Source organism: Streptomyces sp. NPDC015130, from assembly GCF_043080005.1.
GTDB lineage: Bacteria > Actinomycetota > Actinomycetes > Streptomycetales > Streptomycetaceae > Streptomyces.
Window position 1 is genome coordinate 152,140 of sequence record NZ_JBIBVC010000020.1, and the last position, 18,288, is coordinate 170,427.

At 72.0% G+C, this 18,288-nt stretch carries 17 protein-coding genes and 1 tRNA gene; 10 read left to right on the forward strand and 8 right to left on the reverse strand.

The window, feature by feature from the left end:
- Window positions 1-24: 24 nt before the first annotated feature.
- Window positions 25-1,422, reverse strand: coding sequence for a gluconate:H+ symporter (locus ACF08F_RS32515; protein WP_392302108.1), 1,398 nt, complete (start codon window positions 1,420-1,422; stop codon window positions 25-27).
- Window positions 1,423-1,592: 170 nt separating this feature from the next.
- Window positions 1,593-2,120: a gluconokinase gene (locus ACF08F_RS32520; RefSeq protein ID WP_392302109.1), complete on the reverse strand. Its 528-nt coding sequence runs from the start codon at window positions 2,118-2,120 to the stop codon at window positions 1,593-1,595.
- Between the two features lie 147 nt (window positions 2,121-2,267).
- Here ACF08F_RS32520 and ACF08F_RS32525 point away from each other — a divergent pair, with 147 nt between their 5' ends.
- From ACF08F_RS32525 to ACF08F_RS32540, 4 genes are all read left to right on the forward strand, one after another.
- Window positions 2,268-2,969 (forward strand): FadR/GntR family transcriptional regulator, encoded by a 702-nt coding sequence (locus ACF08F_RS32525; RefSeq protein WP_392302110.1) that lies wholly within the window; start codon window positions 2,268-2,270, stop codon window positions 2,967-2,969.
- A 153-nt stretch (window positions 2,970-3,122) separates the two neighbouring features.
- Window positions 3,123-4,583 carry an amino acid permease gene (locus ACF08F_RS32530; RefSeq protein ID WP_392302111.1) on the forward strand — a complete coding sequence of 487 codons (1,461 nt, stop codon included), beginning with the start codon at window positions 3,123-3,125 and terminating at the stop codon, window positions 4,581-4,583.
- Between the two features lie 120 nt (window positions 4,584-4,703).
- Window positions 4,704-5,789 carry an S-(hydroxymethyl)mycothiol dehydrogenase gene (locus ACF08F_RS32535; RefSeq protein ID WP_392302112.1) on the forward strand — a complete coding sequence of 362 codons (1,086 nt, stop codon included), beginning with the start codon at window positions 4,704-4,706 and terminating at the stop codon, window positions 5,787-5,789.
- The gene (locus tag ACF08F_RS32540; protein WP_392302113.1) at window positions 5,789-6,418 is read left to right on the forward strand and encodes an MBL fold metallo-hydrolase; all 630 of its coding nucleotides are present in this window, start codon (window positions 5,789-5,791) and stop codon (window positions 6,416-6,418) included. Before ACF08F_RS32535 ends, ACF08F_RS32540 begins: the two co-directional genes overlap by 1 nt.
- On the opposite strand, the gene ACF08F_RS32545 is transcribed toward ACF08F_RS32540, so the two are convergent.
- Both ACF08F_RS32545 and ACF08F_RS32550 read right to left on the reverse strand, forming a co-directional pair.
- Window positions 6,402-7,328, reverse strand: a complete 927-nt coding sequence (locus ACF08F_RS32545) for a pseudouridine synthase (RefSeq protein WP_392302114.1) — start codon at window positions 7,326-7,328, stop codon at window positions 6,402-6,404. The genes ACF08F_RS32540 and ACF08F_RS32545 overlap by 17 nt on opposite strands.
- Before the next feature lie 71 nt (window positions 7,329-7,399).
- A tRNA-Leu gene (locus tag ACF08F_RS32550) sits at window positions 7,400-7,487 on the reverse strand.
- 209 nt (window positions 7,488-7,696) lie between these two features.
- Between ACF08F_RS32550 and ACF08F_RS32555 the strand changes: the two genes are divergently transcribed.
- The 3 genes from ACF08F_RS32555 to ACF08F_RS32565 all read left to right on the forward strand — a co-directional run bounded on the left by ACF08F_RS32555 (window position 7,697) and on the right by ACF08F_RS32565 (window position 10,427).
- Complete coding sequence (locus ACF08F_RS32555) at window positions 7,697-9,031, forward strand: M20/M25/M40 family metallo-hydrolase (RefSeq protein ID WP_392302115.1); 1,335 nt, start codon at window positions 7,697-7,699, stop codon at window positions 9,029-9,031.
- Between the two features lie 128 nt (window positions 9,032-9,159).
- Window positions 9,160-9,393 (forward strand): chaplin ChpH, encoded by a 234-nt coding sequence (chpH, locus tag ACF08F_RS32560; protein WP_015032475.1) that lies wholly within the window; start codon window positions 9,160-9,162, stop codon window positions 9,391-9,393.
- Between the two features lie 155 nt (window positions 9,394-9,548).
- Window positions 9,549-10,427 (forward strand): chaplin, encoded by an 879-nt coding sequence (locus ACF08F_RS32565; RefSeq protein WP_392302116.1) that lies wholly within the window; start codon window positions 9,549-9,551, stop codon window positions 10,425-10,427.
- Between the two features lie 55 nt (window positions 10,428-10,482).
- Here the strand turns inward: ACF08F_RS32565 and ACF08F_RS32570 are convergent, their stop codons facing one another.
- A complete protein-coding gene (locus ACF08F_RS32570; protein WP_017241661.1) occupies window positions 10,483-10,671 on the reverse strand; it encodes a DUF5703 family protein in 189 nt (62 codons plus the stop codon).
- A 47-nt stretch (window positions 10,672-10,718) separates the two neighbouring features.
- Here ACF08F_RS32570 and ACF08F_RS32575 point away from each other — a divergent pair, with 47 nt between their 5' ends.
- A complete protein-coding gene (locus ACF08F_RS32575) occupies window positions 10,719-11,423 on the forward strand; it encodes a hypothetical protein (RefSeq protein ID WP_392302117.1) in 705 nt (234 codons plus the stop codon).
- Between the two features lie 74 nt (window positions 11,424-11,497).
- Here ACF08F_RS32575 and ACF08F_RS32580 read toward each other — a convergent pair whose 3' ends face one another.
- Window positions 11,498-13,801: a helix-hairpin-helix domain-containing protein gene (locus ACF08F_RS32580; protein ID WP_392302118.1), complete on the reverse strand. Its 2,304-nt coding sequence runs from the start codon at window positions 13,799-13,801 to the stop codon at window positions 11,498-11,500.
- The gene (locus ACF08F_RS32585; RefSeq protein WP_392302119.1) at window positions 13,798-14,775 is read right to left on the reverse strand and encodes an aldo/keto reductase; all 978 of its coding nucleotides are present in this window, start codon (window positions 14,773-14,775) and stop codon (window positions 13,798-13,800) included. Before ACF08F_RS32585 ends, ACF08F_RS32580 begins: the two co-directional genes overlap by 4 nt.
- A gap of 129 nt (window positions 14,776-14,904) precedes the next feature.
- Between ACF08F_RS32585 and ACF08F_RS32590 the strand changes: the two genes are divergently transcribed.
- Together ACF08F_RS32590 and ACF08F_RS32595 are read left to right on the forward strand one after the other, a co-directional pair.
- Entirely contained in the window at window positions 14,905-15,954 is a 1,050-nt protein-coding gene (locus ACF08F_RS32590) for an LLM class F420-dependent oxidoreductase (RefSeq protein WP_392302120.1), read from the forward strand.
- Window positions 15,955-16,228: 274 nt separating this feature from the next.
- Window positions 16,229-17,014: a ferritin-like domain-containing protein gene (locus ACF08F_RS32595; protein ID WP_392302121.1), complete on the forward strand. Its 786-nt coding sequence runs from the start codon at window positions 16,229-16,231 to the stop codon at window positions 17,012-17,014.
- 13 nt (window positions 17,015-17,027) lie between these two features.
- Here ACF08F_RS32595 and corA read toward each other — a convergent pair whose 3' ends face one another.
- Complete coding sequence (gene corA, locus ACF08F_RS32600; protein ID WP_392302132.1) at window positions 17,028-18,020, reverse strand: magnesium/cobalt transporter CorA; 993 nt, start codon at window positions 18,018-18,020, stop codon at window positions 17,028-17,030.
- Between the last annotated feature and the right edge of the window lie 268 nt (window positions 18,021-18,288).

Sequence of the window (18,288 nt, forward strand, 5' to 3'; positions counted from 1 at the left end):
GCCCTCAGCGCCGATTCCGCCGCGCTACAACACCAGCGACAGCAGCAGCACGAACCCGATGCCCACGACGGAGATGATCGTCTCCATCACGGACCAGGTCTTGACCGTCTGGCCCACGGTCATCCCGAAGTACTCCTTCACCAGCCAGAACCCGGCGTCGTTGACGTGGCTGAAGAAGAGCGAGCCCGCACCGATCGCGAGCACGAGCAGCGCCGTCTCGGTCGAGGACATGCCCTCCGCGAGCGGAGCCACGAGCCCCGCCGCCGAGATCGTCGCCACCGTCGCGGACCCGGTCGCGAGCCGGATCGCGACGGCGATCAGCCAGGCGAGCAGCAGCACCGGGATGGACCAGCTCTCGGAGAACTCCAGGATCATCTGGCCGACGCCGATGTCGATCAGGGTCTGCTTGAAGCCGCCGCCCGCGCCGACGATCAGGAGGACGCCCGCGATCGGGGCGAGGGACTTCTCGACGGTCGAGGACAGCCGCTCCTTGGTGAAGCCGGCGGCCCGGCCCAGGGTGAACATGCCGACTATGACGGCGGCGAGCAGCGCGATGAGCGGCGAGCCGATGACGTCGGTGACCTTCTGCAGGCCGTTGTCCGGGTTGTCGACGACGATGTCGACGAGCGCCTTGACCAGCATCAGGACGACGGGCAGCAGTACCGTCGCGACGGTGGCGCCGAAGCCGGGGCGCTTGTCCAGGTCCTCGGAGGGCCGCGTGGGGATCATGTTCTCGGGTGCCGGGATGTCCACCCAGCGGGCGGCGTACCGGGAGAACAGCGGTCCGGCGATGATCACGGTCGGGATGGCGACGACCAGACCGAGCGCGAGCGTGACGCCCAGGTTGGCGCCGAGCGCGTCGATGGCGACGAGCGGCCCCGGGTGCGGCGGGATCAGGCCGTGCATCACGGAGAGGCCGGCGAGGGCCGGGATGCCGATCCGCATCAGGGAGTAGTTGCCGCGCTTGGCGACGAGCAGCACGACCGGGATCAGCAGCACGATGCCGACCTCGAAGAAGAGCGGAAGACCGATCACGGAGGCGATGAGGACCATCGCCCAGGGCATGGCCCGGCCGCTCGCCCTGGCCAGGATCGTGTCGACGATCTGGTCGGCGCCGCCCGAGTCGGCGAGGAGCTTGCCGAGGATCGCGCCGAGCGCGATCAGCACACCGACGCCCGCGACGGTGTTGCCGAGGCCGGTGGTGAAGGACTTGATGGTGTCGGCGAGCGGCGCACCCGCGAACGCGCCGAGCGCGAGCGACCCGATGGTCAGCGCCAGGAACGCGTGCAGCTTGAACTTGGTGATGAGCAGGACGATGAGGGCGATGCCGGCGAGCACGGCGATACCGAGCTGGGCGTTGCCTGCCGAGGTGATGGGTTCGGCGGCATCCGCTGCCAGGATCTCGACACTGAGACTGGTCACGGGGGTGTCCTTCGTACGAACGGGGGGACGGGGCGGGGAACGGGGGCGGAGCGGGGAACGGGCCACGGGCCGGGAGAGCCGGCGACGGGGAGGGGAACGGGAGCCGGGAGGTAGCCGGCGAAGGCAAGGGGGCCGGGAGGTGAGCCGGCGAAGGCAACGGGACCCGGAGGTCAGCCGTCGAGGCCGCGCAGCGCGGTGACGGCCCGGGCGGCGATCTCCTCGGGGGTGCCCGAGACGTCGACGGCGACGCCGGCCTCGTCCTCCTCCAGCGGCTGGAGGGTGGCGAACTGGGAGTCGAGGAGCGCGGTGGGCATGAAGTGGCCCTTGCGTGCGGCCATCCGCCCCTCGATCAGCTCCCGGTCACCGGTCAGATGGAGGAAGACCACGCCGGGGGCCGCGGCGCGCAGCCGGTCCCGGTAGGCCCGCTTCAGCGCGGAGCTGCTCACCACACCGCCGAGCCCGGCCCGGTCGTGCGCCCACGCCCCGATGGCGTCGAGCCAGGGCGCGCGGTCGGTGTCGTCCAGGGGGACGCCGGCCGACATCTTGGCCACGTTCGCCGGGGGGTGGAAGTCGTCGCCCTCCGCGTAGGGGAGGGCCATGGCCTCGGCGACCAGCGGTCCGATGGTGGTCTTGCCGGTACCGGCGACGCCCATCACGACGACGACCGTCGTCGCCTCGGGCTGGGGGGTGGTGCTCATGGGTGGTGCCTCGCTGTCTTCTTCGACATCGATCCGTCGCGCCCATGAAACCCATTGGGTACGACGTATTCAAGAGGCTGTGACGTAAAAGTAGTACTTTTAATTCCCGAGGTGATCATCCACGCGCGCCCGCATAGGCTTGCGACCATGACGACACCGGCTCAGGGGCTTCATTCGCACGTCCTCGCCACCCTGGGTCTCGCGATCACCGCGGGGGAGTACCCGCCGGGCACGGTCCTGCGCACCGACGAGCTCGCCCAGCGCTTCGACGTCTCCCGGACCGTGGTCCGCGAGGTCGTGCGCGTCCTGGAGTCCATGCACCTCGTCGAGTCCCGCCGCCGCGTCGGCGTGACCGTGCTCCCCACCACGAGCTGGAACGTGTACGACCCCCAGGTCATCCGCTGGCGCCTCGCCGGCGCCGACCGCCCCCGCCAGCTCCGCTCCCTCACCGTGCTCCGCTCGGCCGTCGAACCCGTCGCCGCGGGCCTCGCCGCCACGCACGCCACCCCCGAGCAGTGCCGCGAGCTCACCGAGCAGGCACTCGGCATGGTCGCCACCTCCCGCGGCCGGCGCCTGGAGGAGTACCTCGTCCACGACATCGCCTTCCACCGGGTCGTCCTCAACGCCTCGGGGAACGAGATGTTCGCCCGCCTCGGCGACGTCGTCGCCGAGGTCCTCACCGGCCGCACCCACCACCACGTGATGTTCGAGGACCCCGACCCCGCCGCCGTCACCCTCCACGTCCAGGTCGCCGAGGCCGTACGGGAACGGGACGCGGCCCGGGCCGAGGAGCTCACCCGCCAGATCGCGATCGGCGCCCTCCAGGAACTGGACGTACTGGCTCCGTAAGCTCTGAACTAGCTCAAATATGGGCGTTCAGTGACATGCGCCACAGTCATCCGCCCCTCCTGACGTGAGGATGTGCGCTGGCCGTGCCGGGGACACCCCCCTACGAGGCACGGCCGGGTACCGCACGACCCCCTCACGAAGGCGAACAACTCCATGACTGACCGCGTCATCGCGGCCGAGCCGCTGTCCGCCGCTCCGGCGAGCCCGGCCGCAACCCCCCACGTCGACGCAGGCGACGCCGGTTACCGCAAGGACCTCAAGTCCCGGCACATCAACATGATCGCCATCGGCGGCGCCATCGGCACCGGCCTCTTCCTCGGCGCCGGCGGCCGGATGTCCCAGGCGGGACCCTCCCTCTTCATCGCCTACGCCGTCTGCGGCGTCTTCGCCTTCTTCGTGGTGCGGGCCCTCGGCGAGCTCGTGCTCTACCGCCCCTCGTCCGGCGCCTTCGTCTCCTACGCCCGTGAGTTCATGGGCGAGAAGGGCGCGTACACGGCCGGCTGGCTGTACTTCCTCAACTGGTCGACCACCGCCGTCGCCGACATCACCGCGGCCGCGACCTACGCCCACTTCTGGTCGATGTTCAGCGACGTCCCGCAGTGGATCCTCGCCCTGATCGCCCTCGCGGTCGTCCTCGCCGCCAACCTCATCTCCGTGAAGTACTTCGGCGAGATGGAGTTCTGGTTCGCGATCATCAAGGTCGGCGCCCTCGTCGCCTTCATGCTGATCGGCATCTTCCTCGTCGTGACCTCGCACGACGTCGGCGGCCACACCCCCGGCCTCGGCAACATCACCGACAACGGCGGCATCTTCCCCAACGGCATGATGCCGATGCTGCTGCTCATCCAGGGCGTCGTCTTCGCCTACGCCTCCGTCGAGCTGTGCGGCGTCGCCGCCGGCGAGACCGAGAACCCAGAGAAGATCATGCCGAAGGCGATCAACTCGATCATGTGGCGCGTGGGCCTCTTCTACGTCGGCTCCGTCGTCCTGCTCGCGCTGATCCTCCCGTACACCGCGTACTCGGGCGACCAGAGCCCCTTCGTCACCGTCTTCGACAAGCTGGGCATCCCCGGCGCCGCCGGCGTGATGAACCTCGTCGTCCTCACCGCCGCCCTCTCCAGCCTCAACTCGGGCCTCTACTCCACCGGCCGCATCCTGCGCTCCATGTCGCTCTCCGGCTCCGCGCCGAAGTTCACCGGCGTCATGAACAAGGGCGGCGTCCCCTACGGCGGCATCCTCCTCACGGCCGCCTTCGGCGTCATGGGCGTCGGCCTCAACTACGTCATGCCCGGCGAGGCCTTCGAGCTCGTCCTCAACTTCGCCTCGATCGGCATCATCGGCACCTGGGCCATGATCATGGTCTGCTCGCTGCTCTTCTGGCGCAGCGCCAAGGAGGGCAAGCTGACCCGCCCCGGCTACAACCTGCCCTGGGCCCCGTACACCCAGATCGTGACGCTCGTCTTCCTCGGCTCCGTCCTCGTCCTCATGTGGATGGACGGCGGGATCAGCCGCACCACCGTGAACTGTCTGCCGCTCATCGCGGCGGCCCTCGTCGGCGGCTGGTTCCTGGTCCGCGGCCGGGTCCGCGCGACCGCCGGTACGCAGCAGAGCTGACCGTCCCCACGGGAACGGCGGGACCCTCGCAGGCACGGCCTGCGGGGGTCTCGCCTTTTGTCAGGAGATAGTGGTACGCAGGAGCCTTACAAGATCCGTTCGGAGAAAAGGAAGTTCGCGATGCCGCAGCACGTCCAGGGAGTCATCGCCCCCGGCAGGAACGAACCGGTACGGGTCGAGACCATCGTCATCCCCGACCCCGGCCCCGGCGAGGCCGTCGTGAAGATCCAGGCCTGCGGCGTCTGCCACACCGATCTCCACTACAAGCAGGGCGCGATCAACGACGAGTTCCCCTTCCTGCTCGGCCACGAGGCCGCCGGGATCGTGGAGTCGGTCGGCGAGGGCGTCACCGACGTGACCCCCGGCGACTTCGTCGTCCTCAACTGGCGCGCCGTCTGCGGCGCCTGTCGCGCCTGCGAGCGCGGCCGCCCCTGGTACTGCTTCGCCACGCACAACGCCAAGCAGAAGATGACCCTCCTCGACGGCACGGAGCTCTCCCCGGCCCTCGGCATCGGCGCCTTCGCCGAGAAGACCCTCGTCGCCGCCGGCCAGTGCACCAAGGTCGACCCCGCCGTCGCCCCCGAGGTCGCGGGCCTCCTCGGCTGCGGCGTCATGGCCGGCATCGGCGCCGCCATCAACACCGGGAACGTCGGCCGCGGCGACTCCGTCGCCGTCATCGGCTGCGGCGGCGTCGGCGACGCGGCGATCGTCGGCTCCCGCCTCGCCGGAGCCGCGAAGATCATCGCCGTCGACATCGACGACCGCAAGCTGGACAAGGCCCGCGAGATGGGCGCCACCCACACGGTCAACTCCCGCACCGCCGACGCGGTCGAGGCGATCCGCGAGCTCACCGGCGGCTTCGGCGCCGACGTCGTCATCGAGGCCGTCGGCCGCCCCGAGACGTACGAGCAGGCCTTCTACGCCCGCGACCTCGCCGGCACCGTCGTCCTCGTCGGCGTCCCCAGCCCCGAGATGAAGCTCGAACTCCCCCTCCTCGACGTCTTCGGCCGCGGCGGCGCCCTCAAGTCGTCCTGGTACGGGGACTGCCTGCCCTCCCGCGACTTCCCGATGCTGATCGACCTGCACCAGCAGGGCCGCATCGACCTCGCCGCCTTCGTCACCGAGACCGTCGGCCTCGGCGACGTCGAGAAGGCCTTCGCCCGCATGCACGAGGGCGACGTCCTCCGCTCGGTGGTGGTGCTGTGATGACCGCCCGCGTGGACCACCTCGTCACCTCCGGCACCTTCAGCCTCGACGGCGGCACCTGGGACGTCGACAACAACGTCTGGATCGTCGGCGACGACACCGAGGCCATCGTCATCGACGCCGCCCACGACGCCGAGGCGATCCTCGCCGCCCTCGACGGCCGTGCCCTGCGCGCCATCGTCTGCACCCACGCCCACAACGACCACGTCGACGCTGCCCCCGCGCTCGCGGCCGCCACCGGCGCCCGCGTCCTGCTCCACCCCGCCGACCAGCCGCTGTGGAAGCTGACCCACCCCGATCACACCCCGGACGGCGAACTGGCCGACGGCCAGGTCCTCACGATCGCCGGCACCGACCTCGTGGTCCTCCACACCCCGGGCCACGCCCCCGGCGCGGTCTCCCTGTACGCCCCCGACCTGGGCACGGTCTTCACCGGCGACACCCTCTTCCAGGGCGGCCCCGGCGCCACGGGCCGGTCCTTCTCGGACTTCCCGACGATCGTCGACTCGATCCGCGAGAAGCTCCTCGCCCTGCCCCCGGAGACGGTCGTCCGCACCGGCCACGGTGACCCGACGACCATCGGCGCCGAGGCCCCGCACCTCCAGGAATGGATCAACCGCGGCCACTGAGCGCCAGCCGGCTCTCCCACCGCACCGCGCGACCCGTGAACGGGTCGGTGAACTCCAGCGTCCGCGCCAGCAGTTGCAGCGGACGCGAGAAGTCCTCCGGCCCGTCCTCGCGCACCACCGGATAGACCGGGTCGTGCAGGATCGGCAGCCCCAGCGCGTTCATGTGCACCCGCAGCTGATGCGTCCGCCCGGTGACGGGCACGAGCCGGTACCACCCGAGACCGCCCGCGTGCCGGAGCAGCTCGATCCGGCTCTCGCTGTTCGGCTCGCCCGGCACCTCCCGGGCGGCCATCACCCCGCGCTCCTTCTCGATCCGGCTCCGCACGGTCACCGGCAGCTCCACCGCCGGGTCGTACGGCGCCACCGCCTCGTACTCCTTGCGCACCAGCCGGTCCCGGAACAGCGTCTGGTACGCCCCCCGGTCCTCCTCCCGTACGACGAAGAGCACGAGCCCCGCCGTCAGCCGGTCCAGCCGGTGCGCGGGCTGGAGCCGCGGCAGCCCGAGGTCCCGCCGCAGCCGCGCCGTCGCGGTCTCCGTGACGTGCCGCCCGCGGGGCATGGTCGCCAGGAAGTGCGGCTTGTCCACGACCAGGATCCGCTCGTCCCGGTGGACGATCCCGATGTCGAAGGGGACCGGCACCTCGGCGGGGAAGTCCCGGTGGAACCACAGGTACCGCCCGACGGCGTACGGCTCGTCCCCGGTCACCGGCCCGTCGACCCCGACGAACCGTCCCTGCCGCAGCATCTCCTCGACCCGCCCGACCCCGACGGCCGCCCCGTACCGGTCGAGCAGATGCTCCCGCACGGTCGCCCACTCCCCGCCCGGATCCTCCGGCAGCCGCACCCGCACCGGGTCGATCCCGTCCCGCTGGGGGAGCGGCGCGGCCGGCGCCTTCGCTCTCCGTCTCACCGCTCCGCCTCGTGCCGCGCGTACTCAACGCAAGAAGTCCCGGTCGAGATGATCTCGACCGGGACTCCGTGTGGTGTCCGAGGGGGGACTTGAACCCCCACGCCCGATAAAGGGCACTAGCACCTCAAGCTAGCGCGTCTGCCATTCCGCCACCCGGACAAGGTGTTTTGTCTTCCGGGCCGCTCGGCCCTTCCGACGTGGAAAACAATAGCAAACATTCGAGGGGGTCGATCACCACCCTCCCGGGGCCCCAGTCGTGTGACGGGCACATGTCGGCCGACGGGCGCCCTTGGGTGGCGAGGGGGCCGCGCGGGAGGATGGGGGAGACCACCAGCAACCACGTGGGGCACGTAGTGGGAGGAAGCAGAGTGAGCGAGTCGAACACGGCGCGGGGCAACACCGGCGGGACCGGGGAGAACGAAGTCGTCGACCTCTGTCGTGACCTCATCCGCATCGACACCAGCAACTACGGCGACCACTCCGGCCCGGGCGAGCGGGCGGCGGCCGAGTACGTCGCCGAGAAGCTCGCGGAGGTCGGACTCGAGCCGAAGATCATCGAGTCGCACAAGGGCCGGGCCTCGACCGTCGCCCGGATCGAGGGCGAGGACCCGTCCCGCCCGGCGCTGCTCATCCACGGCCACACCGACGTCGTCCCGGCCAACGCCGAGGACTGGACCCACCACCCCTTCTCGGGCGAGATCGCCGACGGCTGCGTCTGGGGCCGCGGCGCCGTCGACATGAAGGACATGGACGCGATGACCCTCGCGGTCGTCCGCGACCGGATGCGCAGCGGCCGCAAGCCCCCGCGCGACGTCGTCCTCGCGTTCCTGGCCGACGAGGAGGCCGGCGGCACGTACGGCGCCCGGCACCTGGTCGACAAGCACCGGGACCTCTTCGACGGGGTCACGGAGGCGATCGGCGAGGTCGGCGGCTTCTCCTTCACCGTCAACGAGAACCTGCGGCTCTACCTCGTCGAGACGGCCCAGAAGGGCATGCACTGGATGCGGCTCACCGTCGAGGGCACGGCCGGCCACGGCTCGATGACGAACAACGACAACGCCATCACGGAGCTCTGCGAGGCCGTGGGCCGTCTCGGCCGCCACGAGTGGCCGGTGAGGGTCACCAAGACCGTACGGAGCTTCCTCGACGAGCTCTCGGACGCGCTGGGCACCCCGCTCGACCCCGAGGACATGGAGGGCACCCTCGCCAAGCTGGGCGGCATCGCCAAGATGGTCGGCGCCACCCTCCGCAACTCGGCCGCCCCGACCATGCTCGGCGCCGGCTACAAGGTGAACGTGATCCCCGGCCAGGCCACGGCGCACGTCGACGGCCGCTTCCTGCCCGGGTACGAGCAGGAGTTCCTGGCCGACCTGGACCGGATCCTCGGACCCAAGGTGAAGCGCGAGGACGTGCACGGCGACAAGGCCCTGGAGACGAGCTTCGACGGCGCCCTGGTCGACGCCATGCAGCTGGCCCTGCGCGCCGAGGACCCGATCGCCCGCGCCGTGCCGTACATGCTGTCCGGCGGCACCGACGCGAAGTCCTTCGACGACCTCGGCATCCGCTGCTTCGGCTTCGCGCCGCTCCAGCTGCCGCCGGAGCTCGACTTCGCGGGCATGTTCCACGGCGTCGACGAGCGTGTGCCGGTCGACGGCCTGAAGTTCGGCGTCCGTGTCCTGGACCGTTTCCTCGACGCCTGCTGAATTCGACCGCCCTTTCGTATGTGACCGGAAAGAGTGAATGAACTCGGGGGCTCGTAGCCCCCTCCATTCCCCCTCGTTACAGGTGGTGCGGTCCGCGGCTGGGATCGCATTGGCAACTAGGAGGAATAATGATCAAGAAGGTCGTCGCTGCTGCGGCTGCCACTGGCGGTCTCGTTCTCGCGGGTGCGGGCATGGCCGTTGCCGACGCGGGTGCTCAGGGTGCCGCCATCGGTTCCCCCGGCGTGCTCTCGGGCAACGTCGTCCAGGTTCCCGTTCACGTCCCGGTGAACGTGTGCGGCAACACGGTCTCCGTGATCGGCCTGCTGAACCCCGCCTTCGGCAACACCTGCGTCAACGCCTGACGTTGTGCCTCGCCCCGTGAGGGTGTGAGCCGGTCCGGCCCCGGAGTGCGTGCCATGCACTCCGGGGCCGGTGGCCATTTCCGCCCCGGGTTCTCCACCCGGTGGCGCTCTTTCGAAGCCGAGAAGGCGAGAGCCGAAAAGGCAGGGAACAAGCTATGCGACAGGTCACGCGCAAAGGTCTCATCACCGTAGCGGCCGCGGGCGGCGTCTTCGCCGCTGTCGGTGGCGGTTACGCTCACGCCGATTCCGGTGCGGCCGGTACGGCGAAGAATTCCCCGGGCGTCGCGTCCGGAAACACCGTCCAGGTGCCGGTACACGTACCGGTGAACGCCTGCGGCAACACCGTCAACGTCGTCGGACTGCTGAATCCGGCGATGGGCAACAAGTGCGCCAACACCTCCAAGCCCGGCAAGCCGGGCGGCGGCTCCTCCGCCGGCGGGCACACGAGCGACTCTCCCGGCGTGGGCTCGGGCAACACGGTGCAGGTGCCGGTCGACGCCCCGGTGAACGTGTGCGGCAACAGCGTCACGGGCATCGGCCTGGGCAACGCCGCGGCGGGCAACGGCTGCGGCAACGGCATCGAGCCTACGCACCCGGGCAACCCCGGGAATCCGGGTAACCCGGGCAACCCCGGTAACCCGGGCAACCCGGGTAACCCTGGGAATCCTGGTAACCCCGGCAACCCGGGTAACCCCGGCAACCCTGGGAATCCGGGCAACCCCGGTAACCCGGGCAACCCCGGCAACCCTGGGAATCCGGGCAACCCCGGTAACCCGGGCACGCCCGGTAACCCCGGCAACCCGGGCACGCCCGGGAACCCCGGTACTCCGGGCACGCCCGGGAACCCGGGTGACGGGGGTGGCTCGCACACTCCCGGTGCGAACACGCCCGACACCCACGGCCTCACGCAGCCGGGGGCCGTCGAGGAACTCGCCGAGACCGGGTCCGGCCCGCTCGGCGCGGTCATCCCCGCCGGCGCCGGTCTGCTGCTCGCCGGCGCGCTGATCTACCGTCGCGCCCGCAGCGCGGCCTGATCGGACCGCACCACGCACGGGGGCCCCGCACACGGCGGGGCCCCTTCTCGTTCTCCTACCAGGTCGCCCGGATCTGGCGGATGATCCTCCGCTTCAACCGCACTCTGCGGCTCCCGTCCCGGTGCAGGCTCAGACGGTCCAACTCCCAGTGTCCGTACTCGGCATGGTCGGTCAGCAGCCGCGTCGCCTCCTTGCGGGAGACACCGCGGGGCACGTACACGTCGACAAATTCGTATTCCGGCATCGCATCTATTGTGCGGGCACCGGCCCGCTACGGATAGCGTGCGTCCCATGTCTGATGCTGCGCAGCCCACCGCTGCCGAGGTACGCGCCGCCGCCGAGGCGGTGAAAGCCGCACTGGACCGTCACCTCGCGGCGGTCGAACGCCGCACGGGGGACGACGACAAGGCCGTCTACGAGGCCTTCAACGCCCTCGCGGCGGCGGCCGAGGAGTACGACGAACTGCTCTACGACCGCTACGACGAGGTCACCCCCTTCGAGATCCCCGGAGCGGACGGCGCGCTGCCGCCCTACGCCGGACCTGACGAACCTCACGCCCTCAGCCTGCTGATTCGGCGCGATTACGCCGTGGCGGAACCGCAGCGTCTGTTCGCCCAGGCGCGGCGCGTGGCCGAGCTCGACGGGGAGGGCGACCCGACCGGGACGGCGGGCAGGGCCGGCGTCTCTCCGCTCGCCGCGCTCGGGGTGCTCTTCGGCGAGTACGAACCCGACGAGATCGCCTCCCGGCACAAGGAGTTCGGCCTGGAGGAGGGCGACTCCACGCTCTGGGTCACCGCGGCCGAGGAGCTCCCGGAACCGGGGGAGTGGCTCAACGCCCCCTTCGAGCACGCCGATCCCGAGCGGATCGTCTGCCGCTTCGACGTCAGCTCCGTCTTCGACGAGCACGAGGACGACGACGAGGACGATCACGCGGGCGAACGCGACGGGAACCGGTTCGGGGTGGGCGCGCCCGCGGCGGCGGCCGACGGCTCCTGAGGAGACGGGGGGGGGGGGGGGGGCCCCCCGCGGGGGGGGCCCCCCCCCCCCGCCGTCTCCGGAGCCGCCTCCGGCTACTCCTCGGGCGTGGCGAGGAGCGCTTCCAGGAGCGGACGCAGCCGCGTCGTGCGCTCCGGGGCGATCCCCTCGGCCACCGCGCGGGCCAGCGCCTGGTCCACGCCGTGCACGACCGACAGATGGCGCTGCGCCCTGCCGAAGGCCGTGTACACCCACGCGCGGCTCAGGCCCCCGGCCGCGTCACCGGGCAGCACCGCGACCACCGCGGGCCAGCGCGTCCCGGCCGCCTGGTGCGCGGTGAGCGCCCAGCCGTGCCGCAACGCGGACTCCACCCGGTCCCTCGGTACGAGGACGTCCTCGTCCCCGCAGCGCAGCCGCAGGCCCTCGGCGTCGGCCGAGACGACCGTCCCCGTCACCGTCCGGCCCGGGACCGGCGCGTACGCCACGCGGTCGCCGGGGTCGTAGCCCCCGAAGCGGCCGGGACCCGGGTTGAGCCGCTGCTTGAGGGCCGCGTTCAGCGCGCGCGTGCCCGCGGAGCCGCCGTGTCCGACCGTGACGACCTGGGTCTGCTCCGACGGCACCCCGATGGCCCGGGGCACCGAGTCCGCCACCAGCTGGACCGTCCGGTGCACGGCCTCGCCGGCGTCCCGCACGGGGACGATCACGACCTCCTTGCCCGGGGCCTCGACCTGGTTCAGCTCGCCGACGCCGATGCCCGACACGAGCTCGCCCAACGGCCCCGGATCGGGCACGCGCGACGCGACCCTCGGGCAGACCCGGGCGGCGAGCGCGTCGGTGAAGACCCGGCCCGCGCCCGGGGCCCCCAGGACCTCGGGGTCACCGCTCAGCACCAGGCGGCAGCCGTCCGGCAGGAACTCCACGAGCATCGCGGCCGTCTCCACGTCGAGCTGCGGGGCGTCGAGGACGGCCAGCAGGTCCAGGGCGAAGGCGCCCTCCTCGTCACGGGCGGGACCGGCGGCGCCGGAGAGCAGCCCCGCCACTGTCACCGCCTCCGCCCCGGCGGCGGCGAGCGCCCGTCGTCCGTCCTCAGAGTGGACCGCGACCAGGGCGCGCAGGCCCCGCTCACGGGCCGCCGCGACGAGCGCGACAGGTTCGGCGCGGGCCGCCTCGCCGCCCGTGTGCAGGACGAGTCCGTGCTCACCGGCGGCGCGGTCGAGCTCGGAGCCCTCCCAGGTGTCGGCGGTGGCCGTCCTGACGAGCCGGGCGAGACCGTCCGCGAGGCTCTCCTCCGCGAGCGCGTACCGGTCGAGACCCAGCAGCACGGGCGCGGCCGGCGCCTCGGCTGCCTCGGCCGGCGCTTCCTCGTCGGTGTCGGGCTCCTCCGCCGTCTCCTCCGACTCCTCCTGGAAGACGAGCACCGCCCCCTCGGAGACGGCGACCTCGACGGCCTTGTCCGGATCGGCCACCGTGTGCCGGGCGAGAGCGGCGCGCAGCGCCTGGAGCTCCAGGGCGGTGTGGCCCTGGAGCGCGGCCTGCTCAAGGAGCCAGACGGTCAGGGCGACGGTCCGGCGGGGGTCGTCGGGCACGCACGCGGCACCGAGCAGCGCCCGCGCGAAACCGTCGGCCTGCTCCGGCCGCACCCCGGGCACGGCGAGGAGCTGCCAGGGGTCCTCGCCCAGCACCCCGGCGGCGCCCTCGCCGAGCACGGCGGCGACCTGTCCGGCGAGCGCCTCGGGCGCACCGCCGCGGGCCAGGACCTCGCGGACGGCCGCCGTGGTACCCGGGTCCGGGACCGGCGCCGCGGTCGGGACGGGGGGGCGCACGGTCACGGCCGGGGCGGCCTCGGGGGCGGGGCGCCGGGGCGCGGGCTCCGGTGCCTCGTAGAACGTGCTGCCGGTCGCCTTGCCGCCCTCGACGGCCCGGACCGCGGCGAGGAGGTCGGCCGCCGTGCCGCTCAGCTTGCCGCCGCTCGCCACGGGTCCCTCCTTCTCGGCCTTCCGCGCCTCGATCCGGGCCCGCAGCTCGCGCTGCGCGGCGAGCTCGGCCTGAGCGTCGCTCAGCTCGGGCGTGTCGGACGCCGAGGAGGCCCCGCCCCCCGCGCCCGTCCCGGCCTCGGGCGTGTCCGCCGCGGGCGTCTCGGCCTCGGGCGCGTCCGTCGCGGGCGTCTCCGCTTCGGGCGCGTCCGTCGCGGGCGTCTCCGGCTCGGCGGTCCCGGCGGTCTCGTCGGCCTCAGCAGTCTCGTCGGCCTCCGCCGGTCCGGTGGCCTCCGCGGGTCCGGTGGCCTCGGCTCCCTCTCGTACGTCCTCGGCGGGCTCCGCGACGGGCTCCCCGGCGGGCTCGTCGAGGGGGGTCACGGCCTCGGGTGCCTCGGGCGCGGTCTCCCCGGCGGGCTCGGTCACAGGGTGCTCCAGTCGTGATCCGGATAGCGGTGCACGGGCGCCGACACATCGTCCAGCGCCCGGCAGATCTCGTCAGGAAGACTAAGGCTCTCCACCGACAACGCGGCCGTGAGCTGCCGCGCCGTGCGCGCGCCGACGATCGGCGCGGTCACTCCCGGCCGGTCGCGGACCCAGGCGAGCGCCACCTCCAGCGGGGTCGTGGCGAGCCCGTCGGCAGCGGTCGCGACCGCGTCCACGATCCGGCTCGCCGCCTCGTCCAGATACGGCTCCACGAAGGGCGCCATGGTCTCCGAGGCGCCTCGCGAGTCCGTCGGGGTCCCGCTGCGGTACTTGCCCGTCAGGACCCCGCGGCCGAGGGGCGAGGAGGGCAGCAGGCCTATCCCGAGGTCGAGGGCGGCCGGCAGCACCTCGCGCTCGACGCCCCGCTGGAGCAGCGAGTACTCCAGCTGCGCGCCCGCGAGCCGGGTCCGGTCCCCGCCGAGCTGCCAGGTGCCCGCCTTGGCCAGCTGCCAGCCGCAGAAGTTCGCCACGCCCGCGTACCGCGCGCGCCCGCTCCGCACGGCGATGTCGAGGGCCTGGAGGGACTCCTCAAGGGGCGTGTGGGGGTCGAAGGCGTGCAGCTGCCACAGGTCGACGTGGTCCGTGCCGAGCCGGTCGAGCGAGGCGTCGAGGGCCGCGAGCAGGTGCCCGCGCGAGCCGTCGGTGCGCCGGTCGGGGTCCGGCACACTGCCCGCCTTGGTCGACAGGACGAGGTCCTGCCGGGGCACGAGCCGCTCCATCAGTCTCCCGAGCAGGTACTCGGCCTCGCCCCCGCCGTACACGTCGGCGGTGTCCACGAGCGTGCCGCCCGCGTCCCAGAACGCCTTCAGCTGTTCGGCGGCGTCGTGCTCGTCGGTGTCCCGCCCCCAGGTGAGCGTGCCGAGTCCGATGCGCGACACGCGCAGGCCGGTACGTCCGAGATGCCTCTGCTCCATGGGCGCGAGATTACTGGCCAGGGCACCACGCGGAGAGAGCCTGTGGACAACCGGCCCCTGACGGATGGCGGAGCCGCGCGCTAGAGTCCGGCCCACAGGGACGTTACCGATGGGTAAGGGGTGTGTGGAATGCGGCTCGGCATCAACCTCGGCTACTGGGGCGCCGGCATGGACGGCGACAACCTCGCCGTCGCCCAGGAGGCGGACCGCCTCGGCTACGACGTGTGCTGGGCGGCCGAGGCCTACGGCTCCGACGCCCCCACGGTCCTGGCCTGGGTCGCGGCGAAGACGGAGCGGATCGACGTCGGCTCCGCGATCATGCAGATCCCGGCGCGCCAGCCCGCGATGACGGCGATGACCGCCGCCACGCTCGACTCGCTCAGCGGCGGCCGGTTCCGCCTCGGCCTCGGCGTCTCCGGCCCCCAGGTCTCCGAGGGCTGGTACGGCGTCAAGTTCGACAAGCCGCTCGCCAGGACCCGCGAGTACGTCGAGATCGTCCGCAAGGCCATGACGCGCGAGCGCCTCAGCTACGAGGGCGAGCACTGGACCCTGCCGCTGCCGGACGGCCCCGGCAAGCCCATCAAGCTCACCGTCCACCCGGAGCGCGAGCACATCCCGCTCTACATCGCCGCGATCGGCCCCAAGAACCTGGAGCAGACGGGCGAGATCGCCGACGGCGCCCTGCTGATCTTCCCCTCCGCCGAGCACCTGGAGGACACCGCGCTCCGGCACCTGCGCGCGGGCCGCGAGAAGGCCGGGCTGACGATGGACGGCTTCGACGTCTGTCCGACGCTGCCGCTCGCCCTCGGCGAGGACGTGAACGCGCTCGCCGACGTCTTCCGGCCGTACACCGCGCTGTACGTCGGCGGCATGGGGAGCCGCAAGCAGAACTTCTACAACCAGCTCGCGCAGCGCATGGGCTACGAGAAGGAGGCCGCCGAGATCCAGGACAAGTACCTGGCCGGCGACAAGACGGGGGCCGCGGCCGCCGTACCCCAGAGCCTGATCGACCAGACGGCCCTGCTCGGTTCCGTCGAGCGGATCGCCGAGCGGATGACCGCCTACGCGGAGGCCGGCGTCACCACGCTGACCCTCGCCCCGGCCGGGTTCACGCTGGACGAGCGGCTGGCGGCCCTGCGGGCGGGCGTCGAGGCGATGGAGCACGCGGGCCTCGCGTAACCCCGGGTGGGGCGCCGCCCCGACCTCGTACAGAAAAGAAGGCCCGCGGGACGGATCCCGCGGGCCGAGCCTGCGGCCGTGGTGGGGGCTCGGGGGTCTTCCCCGCCACGGCCGTCACCCAGCACAACGGCTCCACGGCGTCCGTGGTTACGCCTCCGGGTCTCACTCTTTCGGCCGAGCCGTCCGGCCCTCCTGTTGCCGCCCGCCGCGGACCGCACTTGACTCGGTGTTCCGGGGGCTGACGAAGTGCGGACACGCGCACGGAGGTGCGGCGATGCTCACGGCCAAGAGCCTGTTCCAGGAAATCATCGACGACGACGAGTCCTTCCGGCTCTTCTGTTCCATCGCCGCCAGCGGCGAGTCCCAGGGCGGCTGGGAGAACGCGCGGATCGCGGCCCTCGTCGCCCCGGGCATGCGCGAACTCGCGCCCAAGATCGTCCGGCACGGCGCCGACGAGGACAAGCACGGCAGGATCTTCAACGCCCTGCTCAAGAAGCGCGGCCTCGAACCCGTCCCCGTACCGCCCGAGACCGACTACACGATGCTGCTCGAACAGCGCGGGATCGGCCTTGCCCACGACAAGCTGCGCCGCGAGGAGCCGCTGACCGAAGCGGACATCGTCGTCTACCTCGCCCACAGCCGGGTCACGGAGCAGCGGGCGGCGGACCAGATGGACATGCTCGTCACGTACTTCGGGGACCACCCCGAGCTGGGCCGCGCCATCCACATGATCGACAACGACGAGGCGAACCACCTCGCCTACTGCCACGAGGAGCTGCTCCGGCTGGCCCGCGCCGGCCACGGCCGCCTCATCCAGCGCACCCTGCGCGAGTCCGCGCTCGCGGAGATCCAGGTCTACCGCGACGTCAGCCTCGCCGTCATGGGCCACATGGGCCGCATCCTGCGCTGGCCCAAGGCCAAGGCCGCCGTCCTCGTCGCCGGGATCCACGGGATGTACGCCTACGAGCGCCTCGCCGGCTGGCACAGGATGGTCGACCTCAGGATGCCCGAGCGGCGCGACGCCCTCGGAGGACCGGTGACCCCCGCCCCCGCCTTCTGAGGGCGGCGCCGGCTCACAGCCAGCCGCGCCGCTTGAACAGCCGGTACAGCCCGGTGACGATCCCCGCCATCAGCACGATCAGCGCCGGGTACGACCAGGCCCAGTGCAGCTCGGGCATGTGGTCGAAGTTCATGCCGTAGATCCCCGCGATCATCGTGGGGACCGCGGCCATGGCCGCCCACGCCGAGATCTTCCGCATGTCGTCGTTCTGCCGCACGCCCATCTGCGCGAGATGGGCCGAGAGGACGTCGGACAGCAGCCGGTCGAGCCCCTCCACCTGTTCGTTCGAGCGCAGCAGATGGTCGTTGACGTCACGGAAGAAGGGCTGGGCGTGCTCGTTCACGAAGGGCACCGAGCCGGTCGCGAGCCGGGCGAGCGGCCCCGCCAGCGGGCCACTCGCCCGCCGGAACTCCAGGACCTGCCGCTTGGCCGTGTAGATCCGCTCCGCGGTGTTCGACGGATTGCCGCCGGTCGGCGCGAACACGTCCGCCTCCAGCTCCTCCAGGTCGACCTGGAGCTCGCCGGCCACGTCGAGGTAGTGGTCCACGACGGCGTCGCTCACCGCGTACAGCACCGCCGTCGGCCCGTGCCGCAGCACGGCAGGCTCCGCCTCCAGGCGCTTGCGCACCGCCGCCAGCGCGGCGCCCTCACCGTGCCGGACGGTCACCACGAAGCAGTCGCCGATGAACACCATCAGCTCACCGGAGGACACCCGGTCGCTCTCCGGCTCGTAGACGACCGGCTTCAGCACCACGAACAGCGAGTCGTCGTAGACCTCCAGCTTGGGCCGCTGATGGGCCTTCAAGGCGTCCTCGACGGCCAGCGGGTGCAGGGCGAACTCCGAGGCGACGTGGGCGAACTCCGCCTCCGACGGCTCGTACAGACCCACCCAGAGGAAGGCGTCCCCCGTCACCCGGGCCTCGTCCAGCGCGTCGGACAGGTCGGCGGGCCCCGGAGTCCGGCGCCCGTCCCGATAGATGGCTGAGTCCACGATCACGCGCCGTATTCTCCCCCGAGGCCCCCCACCGCGCACGCGCGCGGGGCCCTTGATCTTCGTACGCCCATCCGTCACGCACGCGCGTGGGAGCGTGGATCTCCGTACGTCGCATCCGCCACGCACGCGCGTGGGAGCGTGGATCTCCGTACGTCGCATCCGCCACGCACGCGCGTGCGCGGCCGCCTAGATGAATGAGTCCGATGTCTTCAGTGGTCATAGGCGATCAGTGAGCGTTTGACTGCGGCGCCGGTGGTCCAGTTGTGCCAGATGCCGGCGG

What these genes read in the sequence shown, in the direction of transcription:
- ACF08F_RS32520 (WP_392302109.1), bottom strand. Translation starts at nt 2,120, where the DNA reads ATGAGCACCACCCCCCAGCCCGAGGCGACGACGGTCGTCGTCGTGATG.
- ACF08F_RS32525 (WP_392302110.1), top strand. Translation starts at nt 2,268, where the DNA reads ATGACGACACCGGCTCAGGGGCTTCATTCGCACGTCCTCGCCACCCTG.
- ACF08F_RS32530 (WP_392302111.1), top strand. Translation starts at nt 3,123, where the DNA reads ATGACTGACCGCGTCATCGCGGCCGAGCCGCTGTCCGCCGCTCCGGCG.
- ACF08F_RS32535 (WP_392302112.1), top strand. Translation starts at nt 4,704, where the DNA reads ATGCCGCAGCACGTCCAGGGAGTCATCGCCCCCGGCAGGAACGAACCG.
- ACF08F_RS32540 (WP_392302113.1), top strand. Translation starts at nt 5,789, where the DNA reads ATGACCGCCCGCGTGGACCACCTCGTCACCTCCGGCACCTTCAGCCTC.
- chpH (WP_015032475.1), top strand. Translation starts at nt 9,160, where the DNA reads ATGATCAAGAAGGTCGTCGCTGCTGCGGCTGCCACTGGCGGTCTCGTT.
- ACF08F_RS32565 (WP_392302116.1), top strand. Translation starts at nt 9,549, where the DNA reads ATGCGACAGGTCACGCGCAAAGGTCTCATCACCGTAGCGGCCGCGGGC.
- ACF08F_RS32570 (WP_017241661.1), bottom strand. Translation starts at nt 10,671, where the DNA reads ATGCCGGAATACGAATTTGTCGACGTGTACGTGCCCCGCGGTGTCTCC.
- ACF08F_RS32575 (WP_392302117.1), top strand. Translation starts at nt 10,719, where the DNA reads ATGTCTGATGCTGCGCAGCCCACCGCTGCCGAGGTACGCGCCGCCGCC.
- ACF08F_RS32585 (WP_392302119.1), bottom strand. Translation starts at nt 14,775, where the DNA reads ATGGAGCAGAGGCATCTCGGACGTACCGGCCTGCGCGTGTCGCGCATC.
- ACF08F_RS32590 (WP_392302120.1), top strand. Translation starts at nt 14,905, where the DNA reads ATGCGGCTCGGCATCAACCTCGGCTACTGGGGCGCCGGCATGGACGGC.
- ACF08F_RS32595 (WP_392302121.1), top strand. Translation starts at nt 16,229, where the DNA reads ATGCTCACGGCCAAGAGCCTGTTCCAGGAAATCATCGACGACGACGAG.